The sequence below is a fragment of the Akkermansia massiliensis genome, assembly GCF_018847375.1.
Lineage (GTDB): Bacteria > Verrucomicrobiota > Verrucomicrobiia > Verrucomicrobiales > Akkermansiaceae > Akkermansia > Akkermansia massiliensis.
Genome location: NZ_CP072036.1, coordinates 2,062,976 through 2,083,685 on the forward strand (window position 1 = coordinate 2,062,976; position 20,710 = coordinate 2,083,685).

At 51.6% G+C, this 20,710-nt stretch carries 19 protein-coding genes and 1 tRNA gene; 7 read left to right on the top strand and 13 right to left on the bottom strand.

The window, feature by feature from the left end; all coding sequences use genetic code 11:
• The 8 genes from J5W70_RS08630 to J5W70_RS08665 all read right to left on the bottom strand — a co-directional run bounded on the left by J5W70_RS08630 (nucleotide 1) and on the right by J5W70_RS08665 (nucleotide 8,467).
• Entirely contained in the window at nucleotides 1-582 is a 582-nt protein-coding gene (locus J5W70_RS08630; protein ID WP_215837039.1) for a hypothetical protein, read from the bottom strand.
• 340 nt (nucleotides 583-922) lie between these two features.
• Nucleotides 923-1,204, bottom strand: coding sequence for a hypothetical protein (locus tag J5W70_RS08635; protein ID WP_102730921.1), 282 nt, complete (start codon nucleotides 1,202-1,204; stop codon nucleotides 923-925).
• Nucleotides 1,205-1,509: 305 nt separating this feature from the next.
• A complete protein-coding gene (locus tag J5W70_RS08640; protein WP_102730920.1) occupies nucleotides 1,510-3,537 on the bottom strand; it encodes an SEL1-like repeat protein in 2,028 nt (675 codons plus the stop codon).
• A 182-nt stretch (nucleotides 3,538-3,719) separates the two neighbouring features.
• Nucleotides 3,720-5,774, bottom strand: coding sequence for an ankyrin repeat domain-containing protein (locus tag J5W70_RS08645; protein WP_102730919.1), 2,055 nt, complete (start codon nucleotides 5,772-5,774; stop codon nucleotides 3,720-3,722).
• Nucleotides 5,775-5,778: 4 nt separating this feature from the next.
• Nucleotides 5,779-6,552, bottom strand: a complete 774-nt coding sequence (locus J5W70_RS08650) for a GYF domain-containing protein (RefSeq protein ID WP_180973738.1) — start codon at nucleotides 6,550-6,552, stop codon at nucleotides 5,779-5,781.
• A 44-nt stretch (nucleotides 6,553-6,596) separates the two neighbouring features.
• Nucleotides 6,597-7,370 (bottom strand): hypothetical protein, encoded by a 774-nt coding sequence (locus J5W70_RS08655; protein ID WP_146020004.1) that lies wholly within the window; start codon nucleotides 7,368-7,370, stop codon nucleotides 6,597-6,599.
• A 109-nt stretch (nucleotides 7,371-7,479) separates the two neighbouring features.
• Entirely contained in the window at nucleotides 7,480-7,932 is a 453-nt protein-coding gene (locus J5W70_RS08660) for a hypothetical protein (RefSeq protein ID WP_102730916.1), read from the bottom strand.
• Nucleotides 7,933-7,936: 4 nt separating this feature from the next.
• A complete protein-coding gene (locus J5W70_RS08665; RefSeq protein ID WP_146020003.1) occupies nucleotides 7,937-8,467 on the bottom strand; it encodes a hypothetical protein in 531 nt (176 codons plus the stop codon).
• Nucleotides 8,468-8,606: 139 nt separating this feature from the next.
• Between J5W70_RS08665 and J5W70_RS08670 the strand changes: the two genes are divergently transcribed.
• Complete coding sequence (locus tag J5W70_RS08670) at nucleotides 8,607-8,963, top strand: hypothetical protein (RefSeq protein WP_102730251.1); 357 nt, start codon at nucleotides 8,607-8,609, stop codon at nucleotides 8,961-8,963.
• The gene (locus J5W70_RS08675; protein WP_180973739.1) at nucleotides 8,956-10,554 is read left to right on the top strand and encodes a serine/threonine protein kinase; all 1,599 of its coding nucleotides are present in this window, start codon (nucleotides 8,956-8,958) and stop codon (nucleotides 10,552-10,554) included. Before J5W70_RS08670 ends, J5W70_RS08675 begins: the two co-directional genes overlap by 8 nt.
• A gap of 131 nt (nucleotides 10,555-10,685) precedes the next feature.
• Here the strand turns inward: J5W70_RS08675 and J5W70_RS08680 are convergent, their stop codons facing one another.
• The 4 genes from J5W70_RS08680 to J5W70_RS08695 all read right to left on the bottom strand — a co-directional run bounded on the left by J5W70_RS08680 (nucleotide 10,686) and on the right by J5W70_RS08695 (nucleotide 14,406).
• Nucleotides 10,686-11,750, bottom strand: a complete 1,065-nt coding sequence (locus J5W70_RS08680; RefSeq protein ID WP_102730913.1) for a virulence RhuM family protein — start codon at nucleotides 11,748-11,750, stop codon at nucleotides 10,686-10,688.
• A 292-nt stretch (nucleotides 11,751-12,042) separates the two neighbouring features.
• Complete coding sequence (locus tag J5W70_RS08685) at nucleotides 12,043-12,837, bottom strand: vWA domain-containing protein (RefSeq protein WP_215832716.1); 795 nt, start codon at nucleotides 12,835-12,837, stop codon at nucleotides 12,043-12,045.
• A gap of 12 nt (nucleotides 12,838-12,849) precedes the next feature.
• A complete protein-coding gene (locus J5W70_RS08690) occupies nucleotides 12,850-14,073 on the bottom strand; it encodes a protein kinase domain-containing protein (RefSeq protein ID WP_215832717.1) in 1,224 nt (407 codons plus the stop codon).
• Between the two features lie 248 nt (nucleotides 14,074-14,321).
• Nucleotides 14,322-14,406: transfer RNA gene (locus tag J5W70_RS08695), tRNA-Leu, on the bottom strand.
• 106 nt (nucleotides 14,407-14,512) lie between these two features.
• Here J5W70_RS08695 and J5W70_RS08700 point away from each other — a divergent pair.
• A complete protein-coding gene (locus J5W70_RS08700) occupies nucleotides 14,513-14,965 on the top strand; it encodes a hypothetical protein (RefSeq protein ID WP_022396597.1) in 453 nt (150 codons plus the stop codon).
• Nucleotides 14,966-15,004: 39 nt separating this feature from the next.
• Here J5W70_RS08700 and J5W70_RS08705 read toward each other — a convergent pair whose 3' ends face one another.
• Entirely contained in the window at nucleotides 15,005-15,385 is a 381-nt protein-coding gene (locus J5W70_RS08705; RefSeq protein ID WP_022396598.1) for a magnesium transporter CorA family protein, read from the bottom strand.
• 86 nt (nucleotides 15,386-15,471) lie between these two features.
• Here J5W70_RS08705 and J5W70_RS08710 point away from each other — a divergent pair, with 86 nt between their 5' ends.
• From J5W70_RS08710 to rplT, 4 genes are all read left to right on the top strand, one after another.
• A complete protein-coding gene (locus tag J5W70_RS08710) occupies nucleotides 15,472-17,625 on the top strand; it encodes an excinuclease ABC subunit UvrB (protein ID WP_102726953.1) in 2,154 nt (717 codons plus the stop codon).
• A 583-nt stretch (nucleotides 17,626-18,208) separates the two neighbouring features.
• The gene (locus J5W70_RS08715) at nucleotides 18,209-19,771 is read left to right on the top strand and encodes a hypothetical protein (RefSeq protein WP_215832718.1); all 1,563 of its coding nucleotides are present in this window, start codon (nucleotides 18,209-18,211) and stop codon (nucleotides 19,769-19,771) included.
• Between the two features lie 124 nt (nucleotides 19,772-19,895).
• Nucleotides 19,896-20,105 carry a 50S ribosomal protein L35 gene (rpmI, locus tag J5W70_RS08720; RefSeq protein ID WP_012420592.1) on the top strand — a complete coding sequence of 70 codons (210 nt, stop codon included), beginning with the start codon at nucleotides 19,896-19,898 and terminating at the stop codon, nucleotides 20,103-20,105.
• A 149-nt stretch (nucleotides 20,106-20,254) separates the two neighbouring features.
• The gene (rplT, locus tag J5W70_RS08725) at nucleotides 20,255-20,638 is read left to right on the top strand and encodes a 50S ribosomal protein L20 (RefSeq protein ID WP_022396602.1); all 384 of its coding nucleotides are present in this window, start codon (nucleotides 20,255-20,257) and stop codon (nucleotides 20,636-20,638) included.
• Nucleotides 20,639-20,710 lie beyond the last annotated feature (72 nt).

Below are 20,710 nucleotides of genomic sequence, written 5' to 3' on the forward strand. Positions count from 1 at the left end.
TCAGTACGGGTTGGAGTTACCGGCATAGGTCGTAGCGGGACGGCGGGTGTAGTTGTTCCTGCCTGATGCCGAACGTTTGAATGTCGCACCGGAGCGGTTCATCAGTTCGTCGATTAACCCGGAGGCTTCCATGCGGTTGAGCATGGCAACGGACTTGTTGAATCTCCGGGAAGCCAGTTCGTTCAGGGCAGAGTCATCCAACCCGGCCTTCCCGGCCAGTTCCAGGATGAGAGACTGTTGCTTCTCCGAGAACTTCCATGTGGGAACGGTTGCAACAGAGGTCTCGGGAGCGCTTGCAGGCGGTGTTTGTTTCACGGATGATGTGGATATCATCTGTGAGCAGGAAGCCCCAAGGGCAGGCCTTTGCGTGACCTGTGAGCCGTAATGTTCGTCAGGAACGAACCCGACCTGTTGGATCCGGGCGTCGACGGCAGTCTGAAGGGAGCCGTAGAGCCGCTCGGTTTCCGCAGCCAGTTCGGATGTGTGGGTGATTTCGGTTTCGATGGAGACCTCGAACTGGTGGGAGGAATATCCCGGCAGTCCGAGTCGTTTGCTGTAGTTGGCGATGAGTTTGATAGCCATGATGGTGGTTCTTTCGTTGTTGATGGATGGATACAGAAAAACCGCCATGCCCCGGGATGGGACCATGGCGGCTCTTCGAAGGATGACAGGCAGGTAAATCCCTGTGTCTGGTATATATGACGGGAGGGAAGGTGTTATTTCAGATGAGAAAGAGCTTCATATCCCGTTGTCCCGGGAAAGTGGACATGAACTTGTCGTACCCGGAACCATGAATCGTAGTAGCTGTCTTGGTCAGCTGATGCCAGTAGGAAGATCTCATGAACAGTATTTATGACTGAGCTAAAAGAAAAGCAACACCCAGCCGCTCCGGGTGTGGAACAGCTGGGTGTTGCTGACGAGATTACAATTCTCTTACCGTTTTTGTTGGGGCTTGCTTGGAGTCTGGCAATTCCGGTACGAGTCTGTTGAGGAGATGAATGTCACCTTCGTCCGTAATATAGTCCCCTGCTGGCACTGTTGTAGCGTCAAGCACAACATAGGCACCGGCAAGGAACAGCAAGATGCCCAGCACCCACACAGTGATCTTCGCACTCCGGGGCCACGGACGTTTGGCGGGTCCGTATGCGATCTCCTGAAGCTTCTCGTCTACTTCTTCGATTGTCGGCGTTCTTTTACTTTTCATGATAAGAATCTCCTTTCTTTGAGTTGTTCAGAAAATCAACGCCCCGGTACAGTGCTCTGTACCGGGGCGTGGGATAATTACACCGGGAACTTGGAGCGGCGAAGTATTGCTGGATGTCAATAAATTATGTCACAAGGATTAGCTACATTAGGATCGTATGCTGTATCCATAAGTCCAGAATACAACATAAAGCCAGTAACCAATGAAGCGACGAGCAAAACACCCAGCACCCACACAGTGATCTTGGCACTCCGGGGCCAGCGATTTGATTTGTCTTTCATCTAAATGAAATCATGTTCCTAACGTTATTGTTCCTTAAGTTTATTCAACAGGTATTTTGCTTCCCCGTTTCCCAAATTGGCAGCTTTATTGTACCATTCGGCCGCCTTATCAAGGTCCTTGGCAACTCCATCACCCATTTCATAACAGTAGCCAAGATTAACTTGTGCTCTGGTAAATCCTTGCTCGGCTGCTTTCATGAGCCAGGTCACGGCGGATTTACGATCGCCGATACTTTGAAAAGTGTTCGCTATTTCAAATTGAGCTTCCGGATCTCCCAGGTTCGCAGCCCTGGCAAGATATTCCATGTATTTTCTATCGTCTGATTTGAGCCTGTAAATTGTAGCAAGGTAAAAATGCGCACGAACATGACCTTGAACCGCTGCTTTTTCGTACCACTCGGCAGCTTTGTCGTAATCTCTGGGTACGATACCGTAAGGCCTGTCAAATACGCGTTTGGGATCGGTTGAACCATCTCCTACTTCATAAAAATACCCCAAATTGACCATGGCACTGGAATTACCTTGCTCTGCCGATTTAAGCGTCCACTGAAAGGCAAGCTTCGGGTCTTTAGGAAAACCGTAAAGACCGTTCGTGTAGAAGTGGCCGAGAGCATTTTGAGCAATGGCGTCTCCACCTTCTGCCGCTTTGCGGTATAATTGAATAAACATATTTTCATTTTTGGGCTTATGGATGCCTTCTTCATAAATTTGAGCCAAAATACATAGTGAGGCAGGGTTATTTTGAGAGGCTGCTTTTTCCCACCAGGAGATAGCCTTTTCCATATCCTTTTTCATGCCAAATGTTCCCTGAGCACAAAAAAGCCCCATGTAATGTTGTGCAGCCACTTCTCCTTGCTGCGCCGACAATTCAATCAATTTGATTCCTCTTTCCGGATCCTTTCCGATTCCATTTCCATCAATAAGGCATAAACCTAAACTGAATTGGGCTCTTTTCTCTCCCTGAGCGACGGCTTTTTCCCACCACGATACGGCTTTTTTCATATTTTTTTCAACTCCCATACCCGTGAAATACATACTACCGGCACGTGACTGAGCTTCAGGAACCCCTTGACGAGCCGCCCGGAGTGTCCATTGTGCCCCCAGTTGCAGATCCTGGGGAATATTTCCCAACCCATATAAATATCCCATCCCGAGCAAGTTTTGGGCATACGCATCCTCTTGTTCCGCTGTTTTTGTAAGCCAGGAAATGGCAAGTTGAGGATTTTTCGGAATTCCTCCTTTCCCGTTAAGATAGTAAAGTGCCAGGGTATTCATGGCTTGGATATGACCCAATTCCGCCGCTTTCCGGTACAACTCGAAAGCTTGCTGTTCATTTTGTTCTACCATATTCCCCTGTTCATAACATTGGGCCAGAATATATAAGGCCTTGGGATGATTGAGATCGGCCGCTTTCTTCCAATGTGAAAAGGCTTTCTTCATATCATCATTCAAGGCGTAGGAATCACCCAGCCATAACAAGGCTTCCGTATCATTTTGTTCCGCCGCCTTTGAAATCCATTTCATGGCTTCATCGTGGTCTTTCCGGCATCCTTCTCCGGAAGAATAGAAGAGACCAGTCATAAACTGTGCACGAGGCAATCCCTGTTCGGCCGCTTTCAGGAACCATCCGAAGGCTTGTTCCATATTTCTTGTTCCTGAAGTTCCTTTAGCTTCCAGTAGCCCCATGTTGAATTGGGCGTTTGCAAATCCCTGCTGAGCCGATTTAAGGAACCATTTGCGAGCTTCGGTATCATCATGATCAACGCCAAGGGCGGTCGCATAAGCTACTCCCAAATTGTATTGAGCCTTGGCATGCCCTTGTTCCGCCGCTTTTCGAAACCAGAGAGCAGCTTGCTTACCATTTTTGTCCGTTCCTGTGCCGAAAGCGTAGCATCTGCCCAGTTGAAACTGGGATTCCATGTCCCCCTCTTCAGCCTGTTTCTTTAATACGTTAAAATCGGGTAACGGTTCCGTGTCGGATAACGCCGAAATGGGTAAGGTAAATGCAACAAAAGTACAGGCGAAAACATTGTTCCAGTTCATTATTTTCATGTTGTGAAGGATGACAGGCGGGTAAATTCCCGTGTCTGGTATATATGACGGTGAGGGAGGTGTTATTGCAACGACGCGCTCTTGCTCCCATCTTCCGTAACGTTTATGTCATCATGATTGTTAGGAGACGAATAAGCCAATGGGAGAGGGCAAGGTATCATCTGAAGACAGTACTAGATAACTCAAAGATCTTGTAGAAAATAACGAGCGCTTTTCTTCAGCATGTCGGCATCTTCTGCTCTGCCATTATTTCTCAACTTTGACTCCAATTCCCGGGCTCTGTCGGCGAGAGCATTCAACTTGTTTCGAATCCCGGTATTCCTTTGTTGAATTGCTCCCTCAAGTATCCGGGCTTTACGCCTGGCGTTTTCCGCCCCTGCCGGATCGGTACGGCCAGTAAGAGCGTTGGGGGTCATGCATGAGACAGCCCATGATTCAAGGCTGGATATTTGCTTTTCATCTTTGATGTTCTGTTTACGAACCAGGGATATCTCTTGCTTTGACCTATAAAGGTCGGTAACGACGGAAGCGAGATCGTTAAGTAGTAGTTGATCATCCTCTTTTGCGTCCTTCAGAGCCCGTTTAATGTTGGCGATGGACATTTTTCCTGCATTAAGGTTGCCGGACGATATGTCTTGCAAAACCACTGGTTTTTGAGCCTCCTCGGGGGAAAGGGAATCTTTTCTTTTCCCTTCATCCTTGCTTTTCGCGTTTGCTACGGCTTCCCGTAATGCTTTTACACTATCCGTATGTCGCTCATCAACAGCCGACATAAGAGCTGGTTCTCTTTCTTTAATCTGCATGTTGACGTTCGCTTTTGCAGTCTCAAGTCGTGCGAGTTCATTTAGCATGTTTTGACGTTCTGAATTTCGCATCCATTCCATACGTCTTGCTGGAGAATTTTCGAAAGAAGCATCACGTCTGGCAATCTCTTCTCTAAGTGCATTTGCGTTGATTTGTTCTCTGCTAAGTGGTTCCTTGTCTCCATATGTCACTTGTGTCGCATCTCCTTCGTTGGCAACATCCATAGGTGCGGTATTTCCGTTCTTATTCTTTTCTCTTAATATTTCCTTTAACCGATCTCCAGTTTCTTTAGAAATTGAATATGCCAGTTCTAAACTTGTTTTGTTTTTCTTATTCTTGATCGTTACATCAGTTTGGCTTGTAACTAGCAGTGGAAATAAATCATCCGCTCCGAACTTGTCATAAGTTCCCCATTCCGAAATATATTCACAATAAGGTTCTCTCATTATTAAATGTAATGGCGTATTTCCATCAATATCCTGAATGTTTACGTCAATACCTCTTTCTGTAATAAATTTAATTCGATCGGCTTCGAATTTAAGCCCTCTAAAATATTCAAGTTCTCCAAAGTCTTGCGATAATATATAATGAAGAATAGTTGCTCCGTTTTTATCCTTTATATCAAGAATAGCTCCATTCTCTATAAGATATTGAATAATATCTTTATTTTTGATGTAAAATAATGGGGTTCTTCCCAAGTTGTCCTTGCTGTTAATATCAGCCCCATTAGCAATAAGTAATTTAGCCATGTGTAAGTTGTCTACCTCATGTAAGGGCGTTTTCCCTTTCGCATCACGACAATTGACTTCAGCTCCATTTCGAATAATAAGATCAAAGACAGTTCCCCATTCTGAGGTATAATCGGAGTCTGAACGCTTCACTAAATCGTGAAGTGGGGTTGCACCATCAACTCCTGTGATTCGGACATTGGCGTGTCTTTGAATTAACTCTATTGCTATTTGGGGACTTTCTCGATATCGAGAGCAGGCGTCTCCCAATAGTGAAGAGGTATGTTTTCCTACTTCATCGGGATTGGCTCCTCGATCCAGCAATGATTTAACAAGATCATACTGATCCGTAAAGACAGCGTTATGCAATGCGGATATTTCATTTTTAGAGATATGAGCATTCGGATCTGCTCCAAGTTTCAACAGAAGCTCAGCAATTTGAGGTTTTCTCTGATAAACAGCAATATGCAAGGCCGTGGGATATTCGCATGATCCTCCTATATAAGGATACCTCGTCTCACAATCGTTAATATCTCCTCCGTTTTTGATCGTTAACAACATTTTACCAAGAACAAAATCTGCTTCTTTTTCAGGAGATAGTCGGGCAACTTGCCTATCTATTTCTTGCTTATCTGAGGATGTTAACTTATCACAAGACGACAGGAATAATGAAAAAAGTAAAAAAAGTGTAATATATTTTTTCATAATTTTAAAGCGCCCATGGACCTGGATTATTTGAATGTCTTACTTGTCCTGTTCCGCTACAGGTTGGGCACACAATAATTGGCCGGTTCATATTGTATCCACCTGCCCCCGCAGTACATGTTCCAGCTCCCCTGCATCTGTTGCAGGTCTCAATTTTATTGGCTTCACGTTCTGCCTGAATTCTGTTATTGTACATTATCGCTTGTTGTGCCATTTGGCGTAATCTTTGATCTTGGAGCTCATTCGAAATTTGCCTTTGTGTTCTAGCGTTTTCCCAGGATACTATATCATCATTGTTTTCCCTATGATTCAGCATTCCTATTAAAATCAGAAAAAACAAGCCCGTTCCTATTGCAGTGTAATAGCTCAATTTCCATGATTTATAGCCTATATTCAGTTTCTTCAATCCCCATCGATGGATCTGATTCAGAATTTCATGGTTCTGCATCCAATCTGACAAGGACCTGTATTCCTTTGCCGTCGATGCCTTCATTTCATCTGGAGAAAAGGCTTTCTCGTGTTGTTCCGCATGAGCAGACGATGTGTTTGAATGGGATGTCGTACCTTCTGAACCGGAATGTGGAGGAAGAGGCGGCAGCTTGGCGCTGGAAATAAACCATTCAAAGGCGTCTTCACAGGGACGCCATTGATCCCATCCTTCTGTCCAGACGTAAGACCCGGGGGGAAGAGTCCGCTGATGATAGAACCCTTTTAGCTCGTCTTCGGAAAAAGGTCCTTCCTGTGTGCTGCCCGGTCGAGCAAGGTAATAGGAAATCATAAGCATCAAAGTGTAGATTCATGAACTGAACGAGAGAAAGCGCATCAGAAGAATAATGGCAACAGTCCTCCCAGAATGAGTATTGAAACAAGCATGAGGCCCAGGATGGCAAAGGAACGTTTCCATGAGCATTGGAAATTCCGGGCGACTACAAGGATGACCAGGATTTCAACGAAGAGAAAGAGCCATGACTGGTTCACCCAGTTGCCAAGCATATCGAAGATGGCCAGACCAACGCACCACGGGATCAATGTTTTCCGGTTTATTGTAGCATCCTTGGGAGAAAGTAGCACAATATACCCGTACAACAATAGACCGGAGATGATGCTGATGAGGGATGGAAACGCCTCCCCAGGAGAAGAACCTTCCACGGTTTTCATGAATGCGTAGTATTCATCCAGTTCTCTCTGTGCTCTCGTATCCCCGGCATTAGCTTTCTGCTGTAAATGACCTGTCGACCATTCATTGTTGCTCTGAGCCATAGCAAGCTGCTGGCGCAACGCATTAGCTTGGGCCGTATCTCCCTTTCCCTCAGCTTCAGCAATAGCATTCTCCATCCGTAGGACTCCTATAGCACGTTCCTTGGCTGTAGTGGCCCCTCCCATGTACTGCTGGTACAAGCGATTACCATATTGTTGCCTCGCCTGCGCCATAGACTTGTCAAAGTCATCATCCATTGCGGTTCTCTGCGAAGGAGCGCCGGGCTCATCTTGAGAGAACGCCTCAGGGGCATAAAAAAGGCAGCAAAATCCCATCAACAGAGCAGTAAGAATGCTTCTTTTTATCCCAAGTCTTTGTCTTTGACGTACTGTATTCATTGTTATGTTTGTATTTGTGTTAATTCCATCCGGATAGGATTTTGCCTGCATGATAAGACGCGAAAAGAGTTAGAGCCAAAATACCACAAAGAGTGACGTACGAATGTTTCTATATCTCTACACCCAAAATAGCTGCTGCCAGAAAACCTCCGACAAGAGAAATCCCCATACTGATGCCTAATACCCCGAATGATTTGCCCAGTGTGAAATTCAGAACTTTATGAGCAACCAGGACAATGGCCGCCAATTCCAGCAAAGCAAGAAAACCGGAGTCTATCACGGCAAGGATGAGATCGACCACGGCGAATACAATGGCAATCGTCTTGAAGTCCTTGATTGCAGCCGGTTCTTTATGCTCGGACAACCAGTAAAGCGCCAGGAAGATCGAATAACCAAACAATCCGGAGCAAATCAACGTAAACAGAATCTCCCTGCCTGGTTCAGTCTTGCTAAGTTCCCGAGCGCTCTTCCCGACAAGGATGGCGCAGGAGGACAATAGGGAGGTGGTCACAATGGCCAGTCCAGTCGCTAACCCGATTTTATATATTTCATTTCTCTTCATGTGATTACATGTCGTTGGTTATTGATTGCAGAATATGCTTCTTAACCCGCTTCCAGTTGTGGCAGGCCAACGTTCGAATCCCGGAATCCGACTGGCTGATCAGGATGCCATGCGCTGCCTGCTCCCGTTCCAGAACGGTGCGGCGTTCCTTCTCGGTGAGAGTTCCGGGATGAACGACCTCGACGATCACAGGCGTCATCTTCCCGTCGGGGAAACAAACCATGCACCGGTGCTCTACCGTTTCCATTCCGTCCGGCCAGGCAATGGCTCCGGCGCTTTGCACCTCCTTCAGGGAATGCCATTGAAATCCTTCCGATGAATCATTCCCATGGCAATCCGGATGACGGCAGTCCGCGCAGCGGTACCCCAGCGGCTCTCCGCATAAATCGTCCACCAGAACCTTGTGTCCGACAGACAGCCCTCCCTGACGATCGGCCTCCAGACTCTGGACGACATAACGGTGCATGGCCCGTTCGACGAGCATCAGTTGATGGCCTCCGCACTGGGGACAGGTGAACTGGATGATACTTTTCATTGCCGGCATCTCGTTTACATTGCCTGTATATCTCCTTTTTACGATTTTAGTCAACCTGAAAATCTCACTTTAATCTCAAAAATAGGGATGTTATATAACCGTATTGCCATTCCTGAGCGATAGTGCTACATTCCGAAACATGGCGGGAGTGAATCAGGATGAGTTGAAAATGAATGTCAAGCTGTGGCTCAAGGCCAACGGTTTCGACTACGCATGGCTCGCCGAACGATGTTTCGTGACGGAAGCGACCGTCCGCAACTGGATGGCGAAAAAGCCCATTCCCGCCGCCAAGGAACATATCATCCGGGAACTCATCAAGCAGCTCCCGCTGACTCTCCCGAGCCGGGTGCAGGTGGAAGAGGAGACGCTGATTACCCTGAAGCTCGACCCGGATACCCGCAAGGTTCTTGAGAAAAAAGCCTTTGCCCAGGGAAAAACCCTGAAAGAGTTCCTAGCCGATGAAGTGCCGAGGCTCGGCAATCCCCCGCTTGCCTGATTGTATGGACGCCTCCGGCTTCGCATTGCCTCCGGGATCTCTGCTGGGCAATTACAAGTTGCTCAAGGCGCTGGACCAGGGAGGCTTCGGCATCACCTACATCGCCTGGGACAGCCAGCTCAGGCGCAACATTGTTCTCAAGGAATGTTTCCCCCTGGGGTTGTGCAGCCGGGATTCGGATACGGGAGAGATCATCCCGTTGCCTCATACGTCCCGGCAGGCTTACCGGACGGCTATGGATTCACTCCGCAAGGAAGCGCAAACGCTGGCTTCCCTGAACCATGAACGCATCGTCCGGGTCTACGACGTCTTCGAGTCCCATGGCAGCATCTTCTATGTGATGCCGTGGCTGGAAGGCGGTTCGCTGCGGGAACGTATGGACGAAGCCGCTTCCGGGAAGAGCACTATAACCCTGGAGCAAGCCGCCGAGTGGCTTCTGCTCCTGCTGGGTGGTCTGGACTATCTGCATGGCAAGGGGATCTACCACCGCGACATCAAGCCCGGCAACATCCTCTTTGACGAACGGGGGTTGCCTGTGCTGATCGACTTCGGGGCGGCGCTCAACAAGCCGGAAGTGACCTGTACGATTACTCAGGGAGAATTCTCGTACGCCTACGCCTCCCCGGAACAAATCACCGGGAAAGGAGCAATCGGCCCATGGACGGATTTCTATGCGTTGGCCGCTACCTGGTACGAGTTGATCTCGGGAATTTCCGTCGAACCGGCCGACAGGAGGCTGATGCGGGATGAGGTCGTCCCGCTCTCGGGCATGGCTCTTTCCCAGCCATGGCCCCGGGAATTGCTGGCATCCATTGACAGGAACCTGCGGCTCAGTCCTGAAGAGCGTTGCCAGACAGCCGGTCAGTGGAAGGAATGGCTGCAACAGGGGAAGGCCGGAGGATTACGGAAAACGGGAGCTTCCGGAAAATCCGTTTCCTACGCAGTCACTGTTGCCGTCATCATTCTCGCACTTGCCGGCGTATGGCTATGGCAACAATCGTCCCGGACTGATACTTCTCCATCCGCGTTCAATACGGGCGGTCAATGGGCCGCCAGGCCATCTCAGGAATTCAAGGACGCCCTGTACAGAAAAATCCGAACCTACTACAAACTGGATGACTACCTTGGCAAGGCGAAGGAATACGAACGAAAAGTCGAGACAGTGCAACGCCAGTGCCTCAAGGAGATGGATGAATTGAAACAGGAGCTGGAAAAGGAGATATTGTCCCTTGCGACCTACAATGACGCCATGGATTACCTCGACATCATCGGGAAGAGATATGATGCATTGATGAAAAAATGGGGGACAACCTGTGATGAACTGAATAAGGGGTATCTCAACGAAGTCATCTTGCCCCTGTCAAATATCACTGATAATGTCATTGCCGCCTATCCGGTTGGAACCAGGGAGGAAGAACTATTGCTCCCTGCCATGGAAGACAGGATTCAGAAAGAATGCAATGATGCGCTAGTGGCAGCGTTTTTCTGGGAATTGAATGATGTTATCAGTAAGGACTCCACGGATCAAATGAGCTTCCTGATGAACATGGCACAGAAACGGGCACAGGAATTACCTGTTTCTCAAGAATGACGATGCATCAAGAATCCATTGTCAATAATAGGTGACAGAGGATCAAAAAGTGTGGGAATAGAATGCTGACGCGTTCTTTCGGAAAAAACACACCACACATCCCCAAGCTTTTAACGGCCTGGAATTGAAAATTACTTGCGGCCTTTCTTGTTCTCCAGCCTTTTGATATTCTGCTCCAGTTCTTTCACATAATCCTGTTCCGCCTGATGTTCCGCCTCCAGCCTGCGGCGTTCCTCATAGAGCCGGTATTGCCCCCGAACATGCGTCTGGGCCTGCTTCTTTGACCGCTGCCCCTTGCCTTTCAGTACACGCCTTCCCATGAGACGAAGCAGTTCGTTAAGCTTGTCTTCCCACTCATGCAGGAATATCTCACGGCGGTTCTTTGCCTGATCCTCGACAAAGTCCAGGCACAGGGAGGTCAAACGATTGAAATCGCTGATTTCTTCCTCGTTAAGGTAGTTCTTTGCGACCGTAACATCACTGACATGGATTCGGTCTCCAACCCAGCTGGTCAACCCCATGTTGGGCGCTGATGCGTCTGCCCGCATCATCATCAATTCCGCAGCACTGTGTCCGGTAATGGCATAGTGCAGTTTGTTCTGAATCGAGCTGAAAAACTCCGTCGTTTCCTTTCCGGACGGCACATAGTCAGCCGCCATGGCAAAAACATCCTTGATGCGCAGGTACATGCGCCGTTCGCTGGCACGAATGTCCCGAATACGCTCGAGCAATTCATCAAAATAGTCCGGCAACGGTGTCGTTCCGGGAATCGGCGGGTTCTTCAAGCGTTCGTCATCAATGGCAAACCCCTTGATCATGTATTCCTTCAGGCGCTGGGTCGCCCATATGCGAAATTGAGTGCCCCGTATGCTATTCACCCGGTAACCGACAGAAATGATCATATCGAGGTTGTAGAAGATAACAGAACGTTTCACCTGTCGTTCCCCTTCGAATCGAACTGTAAAGAAATTCTTTACAGTTCCATCCTCTTGAAGCTCACCTTCTTGCAGGATATTCGCAACATGCTGCCCGATGTTCTGTTTACTTGTCTGGAACAGTTCAGCCATCATCTGCTGAGTCATCCACAACGTCTCATCATGGATGCGAAGATCCAGACGGATTTTGCCATCCGGAGAAGTATACAATAACAACTCTCCGGGAACCGGGGTTTCATCTTCTGTCGGCAGATGGGTCATACCTTGTCTTCTTTTCGATCAATCCATATTGCAACCCGAATAACAGCAGTCATTCTGGAACAACAAGCCCAATGGAGTATAGCAAAACCGGCATGCATGCAAAGCTCAAAGCTCACATCGTCCGACGACTTTCATCAAGAGGCATCATTCCGATGGGAAGATTTCTTGAAACAGCTCTGACCGTTATTTTAGAAAAATGCATAAACTTGAAATAGTGGAGATAACACCATTCATGTTGTGGGCTATCTAAAAGAAAGCCCTCCATTCGGAAGACTTTCTGATTTCACCTACTCTATACCTGCCACACATCTTCCGGGAGCGGAGTCAACGATACCCCGTCGCCCGGCACGGACATGCTGACCATGCGGGCACTCCGGCTCAGCCATGCGAATAGTTCCGGGAACTTCTGCTCATTGACCTGCATGGGAGCACGCCCCGGGCTGATGCTGGAAAGCTCCGACAAGTCAACGCGTCCAATACCGAAGACGAACGCGCTCAGCTTACGAGAAGTTGAGAGTTCCTTCAATCGTTCTTCCAGCTCCCGGTGCCGGGCGCTGGTCGGAACCCCGTCCGTCATCACGACAAGCCAGGGCTGGTAGAATTCCACCCCGTGTGCCCGGTAGGTACGCTTGCGGCTGTCGAGTTCAGCTAGAGCCAATTCGACGGCTTCACCCAGGAGCGTTTCATTCTCCTGTGACGTGGAGATCTTCAGGCCTGTGTCAGATTCCCGGATCGGACCGAACTCCTTTACTGTTGCTACCGTACGGGCGAATGTGATCACTGCTACGTCAGCGGCCAGCTTCGCCAGAGGATCGGCCAGAATCTCGCTGATGAACCGTTGAAGGCCGGCATTAAGTTCATCCATCCGGGTGACGATATTGTCTCCCGTGACGATATTCCAGTTGATCCCGTCAGAATACTCCTGACGGAGGATGTGTTGGTTGTCGCCCCGGACAATGCCGTTCATACTGCTGCTGGCATCCAGCAGAAAGAGAACGGGAAGCCGGGCGTTGGTGTTGTTGCCGAACTCGCACATGGCGGCGAGTTGTTCCTGTCTGGTTGGGAGTATTGATGATGATATAGACATGGTTTATTCGAGTTAATGGTTGATGGTTGTATTTCGGGAGGCCTGATTCAATGCGCTACGACGCCGTATGCAGAGCCTGCACAGGGGGCGAGTATGAGATTGCCGTAAACGCCGGGCGACATCGTCAGGAGCCTCCCGGAAACGAATCCCGCAGTCCGCACAGATGTTGGATGTCATCTGTACCAGCAGACTTCGGGGTGGGCAGGGACGGTCGTACAGAAGATCCCGGTACATGGGATGATCCCTTCCGCCTCCCGGCTCCATATCCCTGAGGTATTGCAGCAAACAACGCGCCAGATACCCCGGCATGGCGCGTGGACGCAAATCGTGACGCTGGACACAGGTAAGATTGTGACCGAGTGCGTCGCGGAGCTTGCGGGGGAGATACGACCAGACATAACGTCCGGGGGTATCGGGCGGGTAGAATCCCGCTGGAGGTCTGTACGAAGCAAACGGGTATGGCAGTGCACCCTTCCTGGCGGCTTCCCGCATGTCTCCTTCTCCCCCTTGACGGGCGAAGGGAGACAGGCCGAGCGTCAATGTCATGAAGAGCAGGACGGACAGGGCGTAGGTATCGTGATTGCAGGTACGGAGAAAGTCTCCCAAGTTGCCGTGGAGCTCCGGAGCCAGGAACCGTTCCGTGCCGACAGAACAGGGATAGTCTTCGATCTGAAAACTGTCGGCATCAGTCCAATGGACGGAGCCATCAGTAGAAACCAGCACATTGCCGGGATGCAGATCGCCCAGAACAACACCGTAACGGTGCAGCGTGTGGACGGATGCCGACAAGTTCAGGCATAGCCTGGTCAGATCGTAACGGGTCCATGAGGGGAATTGTTTTTTCAGCAGCTCCGCATGAAACGCGAACGCCCCGAGCGGAACACCGTCCGCCCGGGGCATCAGTACGCCGACAAAGCGCCGCAGTTCGTCGTACAGGATCTCACGCGGCCACGCCACGCACGGGGAACGAATAGGCCGGGAACATATCAGCCGAAGCTTCTGCTCACGCCAACGCATCCGTTGGTTCGGATGGTAGAGCTTGGCTACGAGTGGTGATGCCGATGCGGCATGGGAAGTGAAGACGGAACCTTCACCTCCTTCCGCAATGGGTTTTCCCAGAACGATTCGTTTCCCACGGTCTGAGAACAAAACATCCCCGGTCGAGTACTTCCTGCCATTGCCGCAGAGCGTTTCATCCAGCCGCCTCTCCTGATGGTGGAGTGTGTAGATAGACATAAATTAACACAATATGTTGATATTGTATCAATTATATATAACTCGCAAGATTTCCGTTTTACAAGGCAGCCAAATGAGCCGTTCATTGTGTGATTCTTATGACAGAAATACCTTGTAAAATAAGGCTAAAAACGGGTTGAAAGTGTACACACTTTGTACACAGATTGGGGCCGTTTTATAGAATTCGCGCCTATTTCAGCACAAAAAAGAAACCCTCTTCAAGTTGTTTACTTAAAGAGGGTTATTGATGGTGCGCCTGACAGGAATCGAACCTGCACGTTTTTCAACACCAGATCCTAAGTCTGGCGCGTCTACCAATTTCGCCACAGGCGCGACGAATCGTGGGCGCACTCTGCCATACCGTGACCTGGCGTTCAAGATTAAACAGGAGGGGCTTTGTCTTTGACATGCCCCAGGGCTGCCCGTATGGTGGCGGCCTATGAAACTGTTAATTACCCTGTTGAGTGTCTGTCTTCTGGCCGCGTCTCCCCATTCACGGGCGGATGTCAGGCTGCCCAAAAGCACTTTCACCACGGACCGGATGGAAGAGGCGCTGAAAACGGCGCAGGAGCAAAAGAAGCCCGTGGCCTATCTTTATACAAACACGGCCACCACCTGCCCGCTGGCCGCCGGCGTGACGGAGGGGTTTCTTGAAGCCGTGGGAAAACGGTGCGTGCTGGTTTATCTCCCGGTGAAGGGAGGCAAGTCCACGGTGGCCGCTCCCGTGAAGGAGGCCCTGGAAAAGGGCAAGTTTTGTCCCAAGCTGGTGCTGACTGCCAGCGACGGCTCCGGGGCGCAGTGCTTTACGTATGAGGCCTACCAGGCGGATTCCAAAAAAGCGGCGCGCGAGATCAAGAGGCAGATTATTGCCCTGGCTAAAAAGCAGTCCTGAACCGGAGGACGGAACATTCCGGGCGTTCCGCAGGGCAGTTCAGCCCATGATTTGCGCCGGAAAGGGGAATATTTTCACAAACAGGAAATCCAGCATTCCCACGCACAGGGCGATGCAGATGGCCTTTTTGGGCGACAGGCGGGGAGCCGTCTTCAGCCAGATGACGATTCCCGCGTGGACCGCCAGGGAGATGCCCACGGACCACCAGAAGAACGGAATGCCCGTCATGGCAAAGAGCGCCGCCAGCGGATAGGTGAACGCCAGGAAGATTTTCATGATGGCTTCCCATTCATGTCCGCGCACCATCATCAGTTGCTTGGATAGAAGGGAGACGTACAGGCAGGAGGGGACCACGACGCACAGGATGAGGGAGACGAACCCTTTTTTTGCATACCGTTCTTCCTGCGTGGGAATGTACATGCCGCATATACTGGGTCAGCAGGGGGGAATTGTCAAACATTGTCCTAGCCCGGCGGGGCGGGGGGATTATACTGGCTTCCTCGCGTATGTCGTCTTTTGAATTAAATTCCTCCTTCAAGCCCTCTGGGGACCAGGAGCAGGCCATCGGCAAGCTGCTCAAGTCTCTGGAAGCGGGCAACAAGCACCAGGGCCTGCTGGGGGTGACCGGGAGCGGCAAGACGTTCACGATGGCGAATCTGATCGCCCGGATGAACAGGCCCACGCTGGTGATTTCCCACAACAAGACGCTCGCCGCGCAGCTTCACTCGGAGCTGAAAAGCTTTTTCCCGAATAACGCGGTGGATTACTACGTTTCCTATTTCGACTATTACCAGCCGGAGGCGTACATCGCCAGTTCCGACACTTATATCGAAAAGGATTCCGCCATCAATGACGAGCTGGACCGCCTGAGCCTGAACGCCATGAATTCCCTGATGACGCGCCGGGACGTGATTGTGGTGGCGTCCGTCTCCTGCATTTACGGCCTGTCCACCCCGGAAGATTACCGTAACCTGACCCTGCGCATTCGTGAGGGAGACATCATGGACCGGGACGTGTTTCTCCGGCAGCTGGTGGAACGCCTGTTTGAGCGGCAGGATTTTGATTTTACCCGCGGCACGTTCCGCGTGCGCGGGGAGGTGGTGGAGGTGTTTCCCGCCTATTCGGAAGGGGAGGCGATCCGCGTGGAGTTTTTCGGAGATGAGGTGGAACGGGTTTCCCTGATTGATTCCACCTCCGGCCGCGTGCGGGAACGGCTGGGGAGTTACACCTTTTTCCCGGCCAAGCAGTACGTGGCCGCTCCGGAAAAACGGGCCGCGGCGCTTAAGGCCATCCGGGCGGAGCTGGAGGACCGCGTGGGATGGTTTGAAAAGCATGGGCGTCTTTTGGAAGCGCAGCGCCTGAAACTGCGTACGGATTACGATCTGGAGCTGATTGAAGAACTGGGCTTCTGCAAGGGGATTGAGAATTATTCCCGCCATCTTTCCGGCCGCCTGCCGGGCAGTTCCCCCTCCACGCTGCTGGATTTCTTCCCCAAGGATTCCCTGACCCTGATTGATGAAAGCCATGTGGCCGTGCCCCAGCTGGGCGGCATGTACGAGGGGGACCGCAGCCGCAAGAATATTCTGGTGGAGCACGGCTTCCGCCTGCCCAGCGCGCTGGACAACAGGCCCCTGAAATTCCATGAGTTCATGGAGAGGCAGAACCAGATCGTGTACGCCTCCGCTACGCCGGGGCCGTTTGAGCTGGTGAACTGCCGTGCGGACAACAAGACTTATATTCCCGTGCGCCGCGCCGCCAGGTCCGGGGAAAAGGCGCCGGAAGGCTTCAAGGGGATTCTGTTCACTTCCCCCAAGGATATCCGCGTCACTCCCAGCCCGTCTACGGAACCGGTGGAGAAGTTTGATCCCACGAAGCGTTCCACACCCCTGATTGTGGAGCAGATTATCCGTCCCACCGGCCTGCTGGAGCCGAAGATCACCATCCGTCCCCTGAAAGGGCAGATTGACGAGACGATTGCCCTGTGCAACGAGCGCGTTGCCAAGAATGAACGCGTGCTGGTCACGACGCTGACCAAGAAGACGGCGGAAGACCTGACGGAGTACCTGAAGGGGGTGGGGCTGAAGGTTTCCTACATTCATGCGGATGTGGACGCGATTGAGCGCGTGGAGATTCTGCGCGCCCTGCGTGCCCGGAGGATAGACGTTCTGGTGGGCATCAACCTGCTCAGGGAGGGGCTGGATTTGCCGGAAGTCTCCCTGGTGTGCATTCTGGATGCGGACAAGGAAGGTTTCCTGCGCAATGAAACGTCCCTGGTGCAGACGGCGGGCCGCGCCGCGCGCCATTTGAACGGGGAGTGCGTCCTGTTTGCGGATGTAATGACGGATTCCATCAAGCGGCTGATTGAGCTGACGGATTACCGCCGGAGCATTCAGGAGAAGTACAATCTGGAGCACGGCATTGTTCCCCAGACGGTGAGCCGGTCCGAACAGGGGCAGTTAAAGTTGTATGCGGAAGAAGATGAAGAGTCCTTCCGCGTAGCGGAGGACGAGGCCGGGTACGGGCTGGAAGAGCGCATTGCCAGGCTGGAGGCGGAAATGAAGGAGGCGGCCTCCCATCTGGAATTTGAACGCGCCGCCCTGATCCGGGATGAAATCAGGCAAATGCGCGAAGGCGGTAAAAAAGAGCAGGGCATTCCTTGAAGAATGCCTCTTTTCCCCTCCGGAACGGGAAAGCCCGGATGTTCCAGACCGGGACGGAGGCAATGATGCCATTTTCCCGGGATCGTCGTGCCGATGATTGAATTTCAAGCGTTTTTCCCGGGAGAAATGTTCCGTGGCAATCGCTGCCAAAAACGGGGAATCCTTTTACGGAGAAGGCATGGGAGGTTGCCGCATTTCAAAAAACGAATTGCTAATCCGTTACGGATTAGCACGGAATGGACTCCATGCCACAGGGAGCGCCGCAAGCCTTGCGGCATCCGGACATCAACAGGAACGGCAGAAAACTTTTTTCCCTGAAAGTCAGGGAATCGTAGCGAGACACCTGCTTTTCAACGGCTGCAAAGGCTTGCGCCGCTCCAAAGGCCGGTCATGCAATTACGGAAAGGTTCACCACAAGGGAACGTTTCTCAATAAGGACATGGCTATTCAGCATAAGTCCCTTGTTATAAAAAACAGGCCTTGACCCCGGATTAGCAATCCGTTAGTTTATCCGTCCAGGCGCCGGAGCGGCACTGGGTTCATTGACTGTGACGGAATGATGTTTGGCGTATTCTTTTTCTTCGTGATTCTAGCTTCTCTGCTTGTTTTATGGCGCTGGCGTGCGGATGACTGCATGCTGCCGTGGAAGAAGGTGGTGGCTGCCTGCGGAATTTGCAGTGTCATTCTTTTCCCCCTGGGTCTCGTGTTCCGTGCGGATGGCCTGTGTTTCGGAACCTGGGAGGGCGCCGCATCCTCTATTGTCCAGTATGGAATTTTTTTAATGGCTTTATGCCTGTCCGTACAGGCGTTGAATGGCGTGGTATGGTATGGCGCGCGCCATGAAACGGAGTGGAGCCCCTGGGGGAAATGGGGCGTCATGGCCGTTATTTCCATCGCCGTGCTGGCGTGGTGGTGGCATGCGGGTTCACAGTGTTCCTTTGATTTCCAATATCGCCAGTATCCCCAGATCGTCAGCGGACAGTATAATTTGATGCATACGCTGGCCCACACCCTGCTGTGCAAGGGTGTTTTAAGCGTCTGGCCGGAATTTCAGGCCATCGTTCTGGTTCAACTGGGGCTGCTGTTGTCCGTTTGCTTCATGATCGTTTCCTGGGCGGCGCGCGAACGGATGCGGGCGCTGATCGTGCTGGGAGCCGTCTTGCTGTGCCTGTTCCAGTTTGAGATGGTGACGACGGTGATCAAGGACGTTCCCTATTCCATTTTCCTGATGGCGCTTACGGTGGGATTATGCTCCTGGTTATTGGAAAAACGCACCTCCGCCCTGTGGCTGATCGGTCTTGGGCTGGCCGGAACCGGGAGCCTGCGCTATGACGGAGCCGTTCCGTTTTTTCTTACTGTCGCGGCCCTGTCCGTCCATATGTTCCATCACCGTGCGGAATTCCGCCGCCTGGGGATTCCCGTGATAGGGGGAATTTGCTGCTGGCTGTTCGCTTTTCTCGTCCTTCCCTTTCTGATGGATGCGGAAAGCGGCGCGTCCGGCACCAAGTATGCCAAGATGGCTCATGTGGTCTGTGATATTGTTGCAGAGGGCGGGAAGGTGAGTGACGGAGACATGGAGCTGATTGAACGGGAAATCATGCCTAGGGACGTCATCATGAGGCAGTACCGCCTTTATGAAGATTCCCTGCATCCCGCAGTGTCAGCCGGGTACGGGCAGAAGTATCTCCACACGGGCCTGTTTGAGTCCTGGGAGACGGGAATGAAGTATGGGTTTGCGTGGACCTTGTCCGGCAAAGGGGAACTTGTCAGGAATCTGTTTTTCTCCGTTTCTGCGGACAATCCCCTGCTGGCGGGGAAGATTCTTCTTCTGAACAGCCAGATGGTTTGGAACCTGCCTGCGGGCAATGTCAGGGATATGCCGCAGCTTTCCCTGTTTTACGGCTGCGTGCTCAGCTTCCTCGTTTACGGAATGATGAAGAAAAAGGCGTATCTGATCCCTTTTGTGCCATTTTACGGAGTGGTTCTGGCCATTGGCGCGGCGGCGACTACGTATGAAGTCCGCTATATGCTGCCTCTGGAATTGCTGTTCCCCGTCCTGCTGCTTTATTCCATCTCCTGCGCCAAAAGAGCGGATGTCCCGAAGGAGGGAGAGAAAAAGGAAGGCCGCCTTTCCTCCGGAATTTGAGCGTGCCGCACTGGTCCGGGAGGGGGACCGGGCAGGTGGGGAAGCGTGCCATTTTAACCGGAAAAATGTTTCGGGGTCATTTTCCACTTGCCAAGAGCGGATTGGCGCCTATACTCCTTCCACCATGACCCGCAAAGGTGGTATCAATAAAACTCGCAAGGCAGTCGCCAAGCGTTTCAAGGTTACCGGCACGGGCAAGGTACTGCGCCGTAAACAGGGTAAGCGCCACATCCTCCAGAAGAAATCCAGCAAGCGCAAGCGTCAGCTTGGCAAGGTGGCTCTGGTGGACGAAACGCAAGTCTGGGCAGTCAAGCAGAACCTGCCTTTCGCCTAAACCGCGGAAACGCTCGACCAACGCCGAGCTTTCCCCCCGCTGAACGGGGGGCCTTCATGCAGCCTTCTTCCAATGAGAAGATAAGAACAGGCGAGACTGCAGGGAGGTGAGGAAGAACAGTCTGTTCAAGATAGAAATAGAAATAAGCTATGCCACGTGCCACTAATGGACCGGCCTCTCGCAAGCGCCGTAAGCGCATTCTCTTGCGTGCCAAGGGTTTCCGCGGTTTCCGCAGCAAACTCTTCCGCTACGCCAAGGATGCTGTTTACAAGGCTTGGCAGTATGAATACCGCGACCGCAAGAGACGCAAGGGACAATTCCGCCGTCTCTGGATCGCCCGTATTTCCGCTGCCGTCCGCGACCGCGGTCTGACCTATTCCCGCTTTATGGAAGGCCTGAAAGCCGCCAACGTCGATCTGGACCGCAAGGTTCTTGCCGACCTGGCCGTCTCCGACGAAAAGGCTTTTGACGCCATCTTCGCCCAAGCGAAGAAAGCCATTGAAGCCAAGGATGGTGCCGCTCTCCGCGCCTAAGACGCAGCAGAGTCCATCTGTTCAGTAAACATTAACAAACAGCCCCGGAGGTTAGCCTTCCGGGGCTGTTTT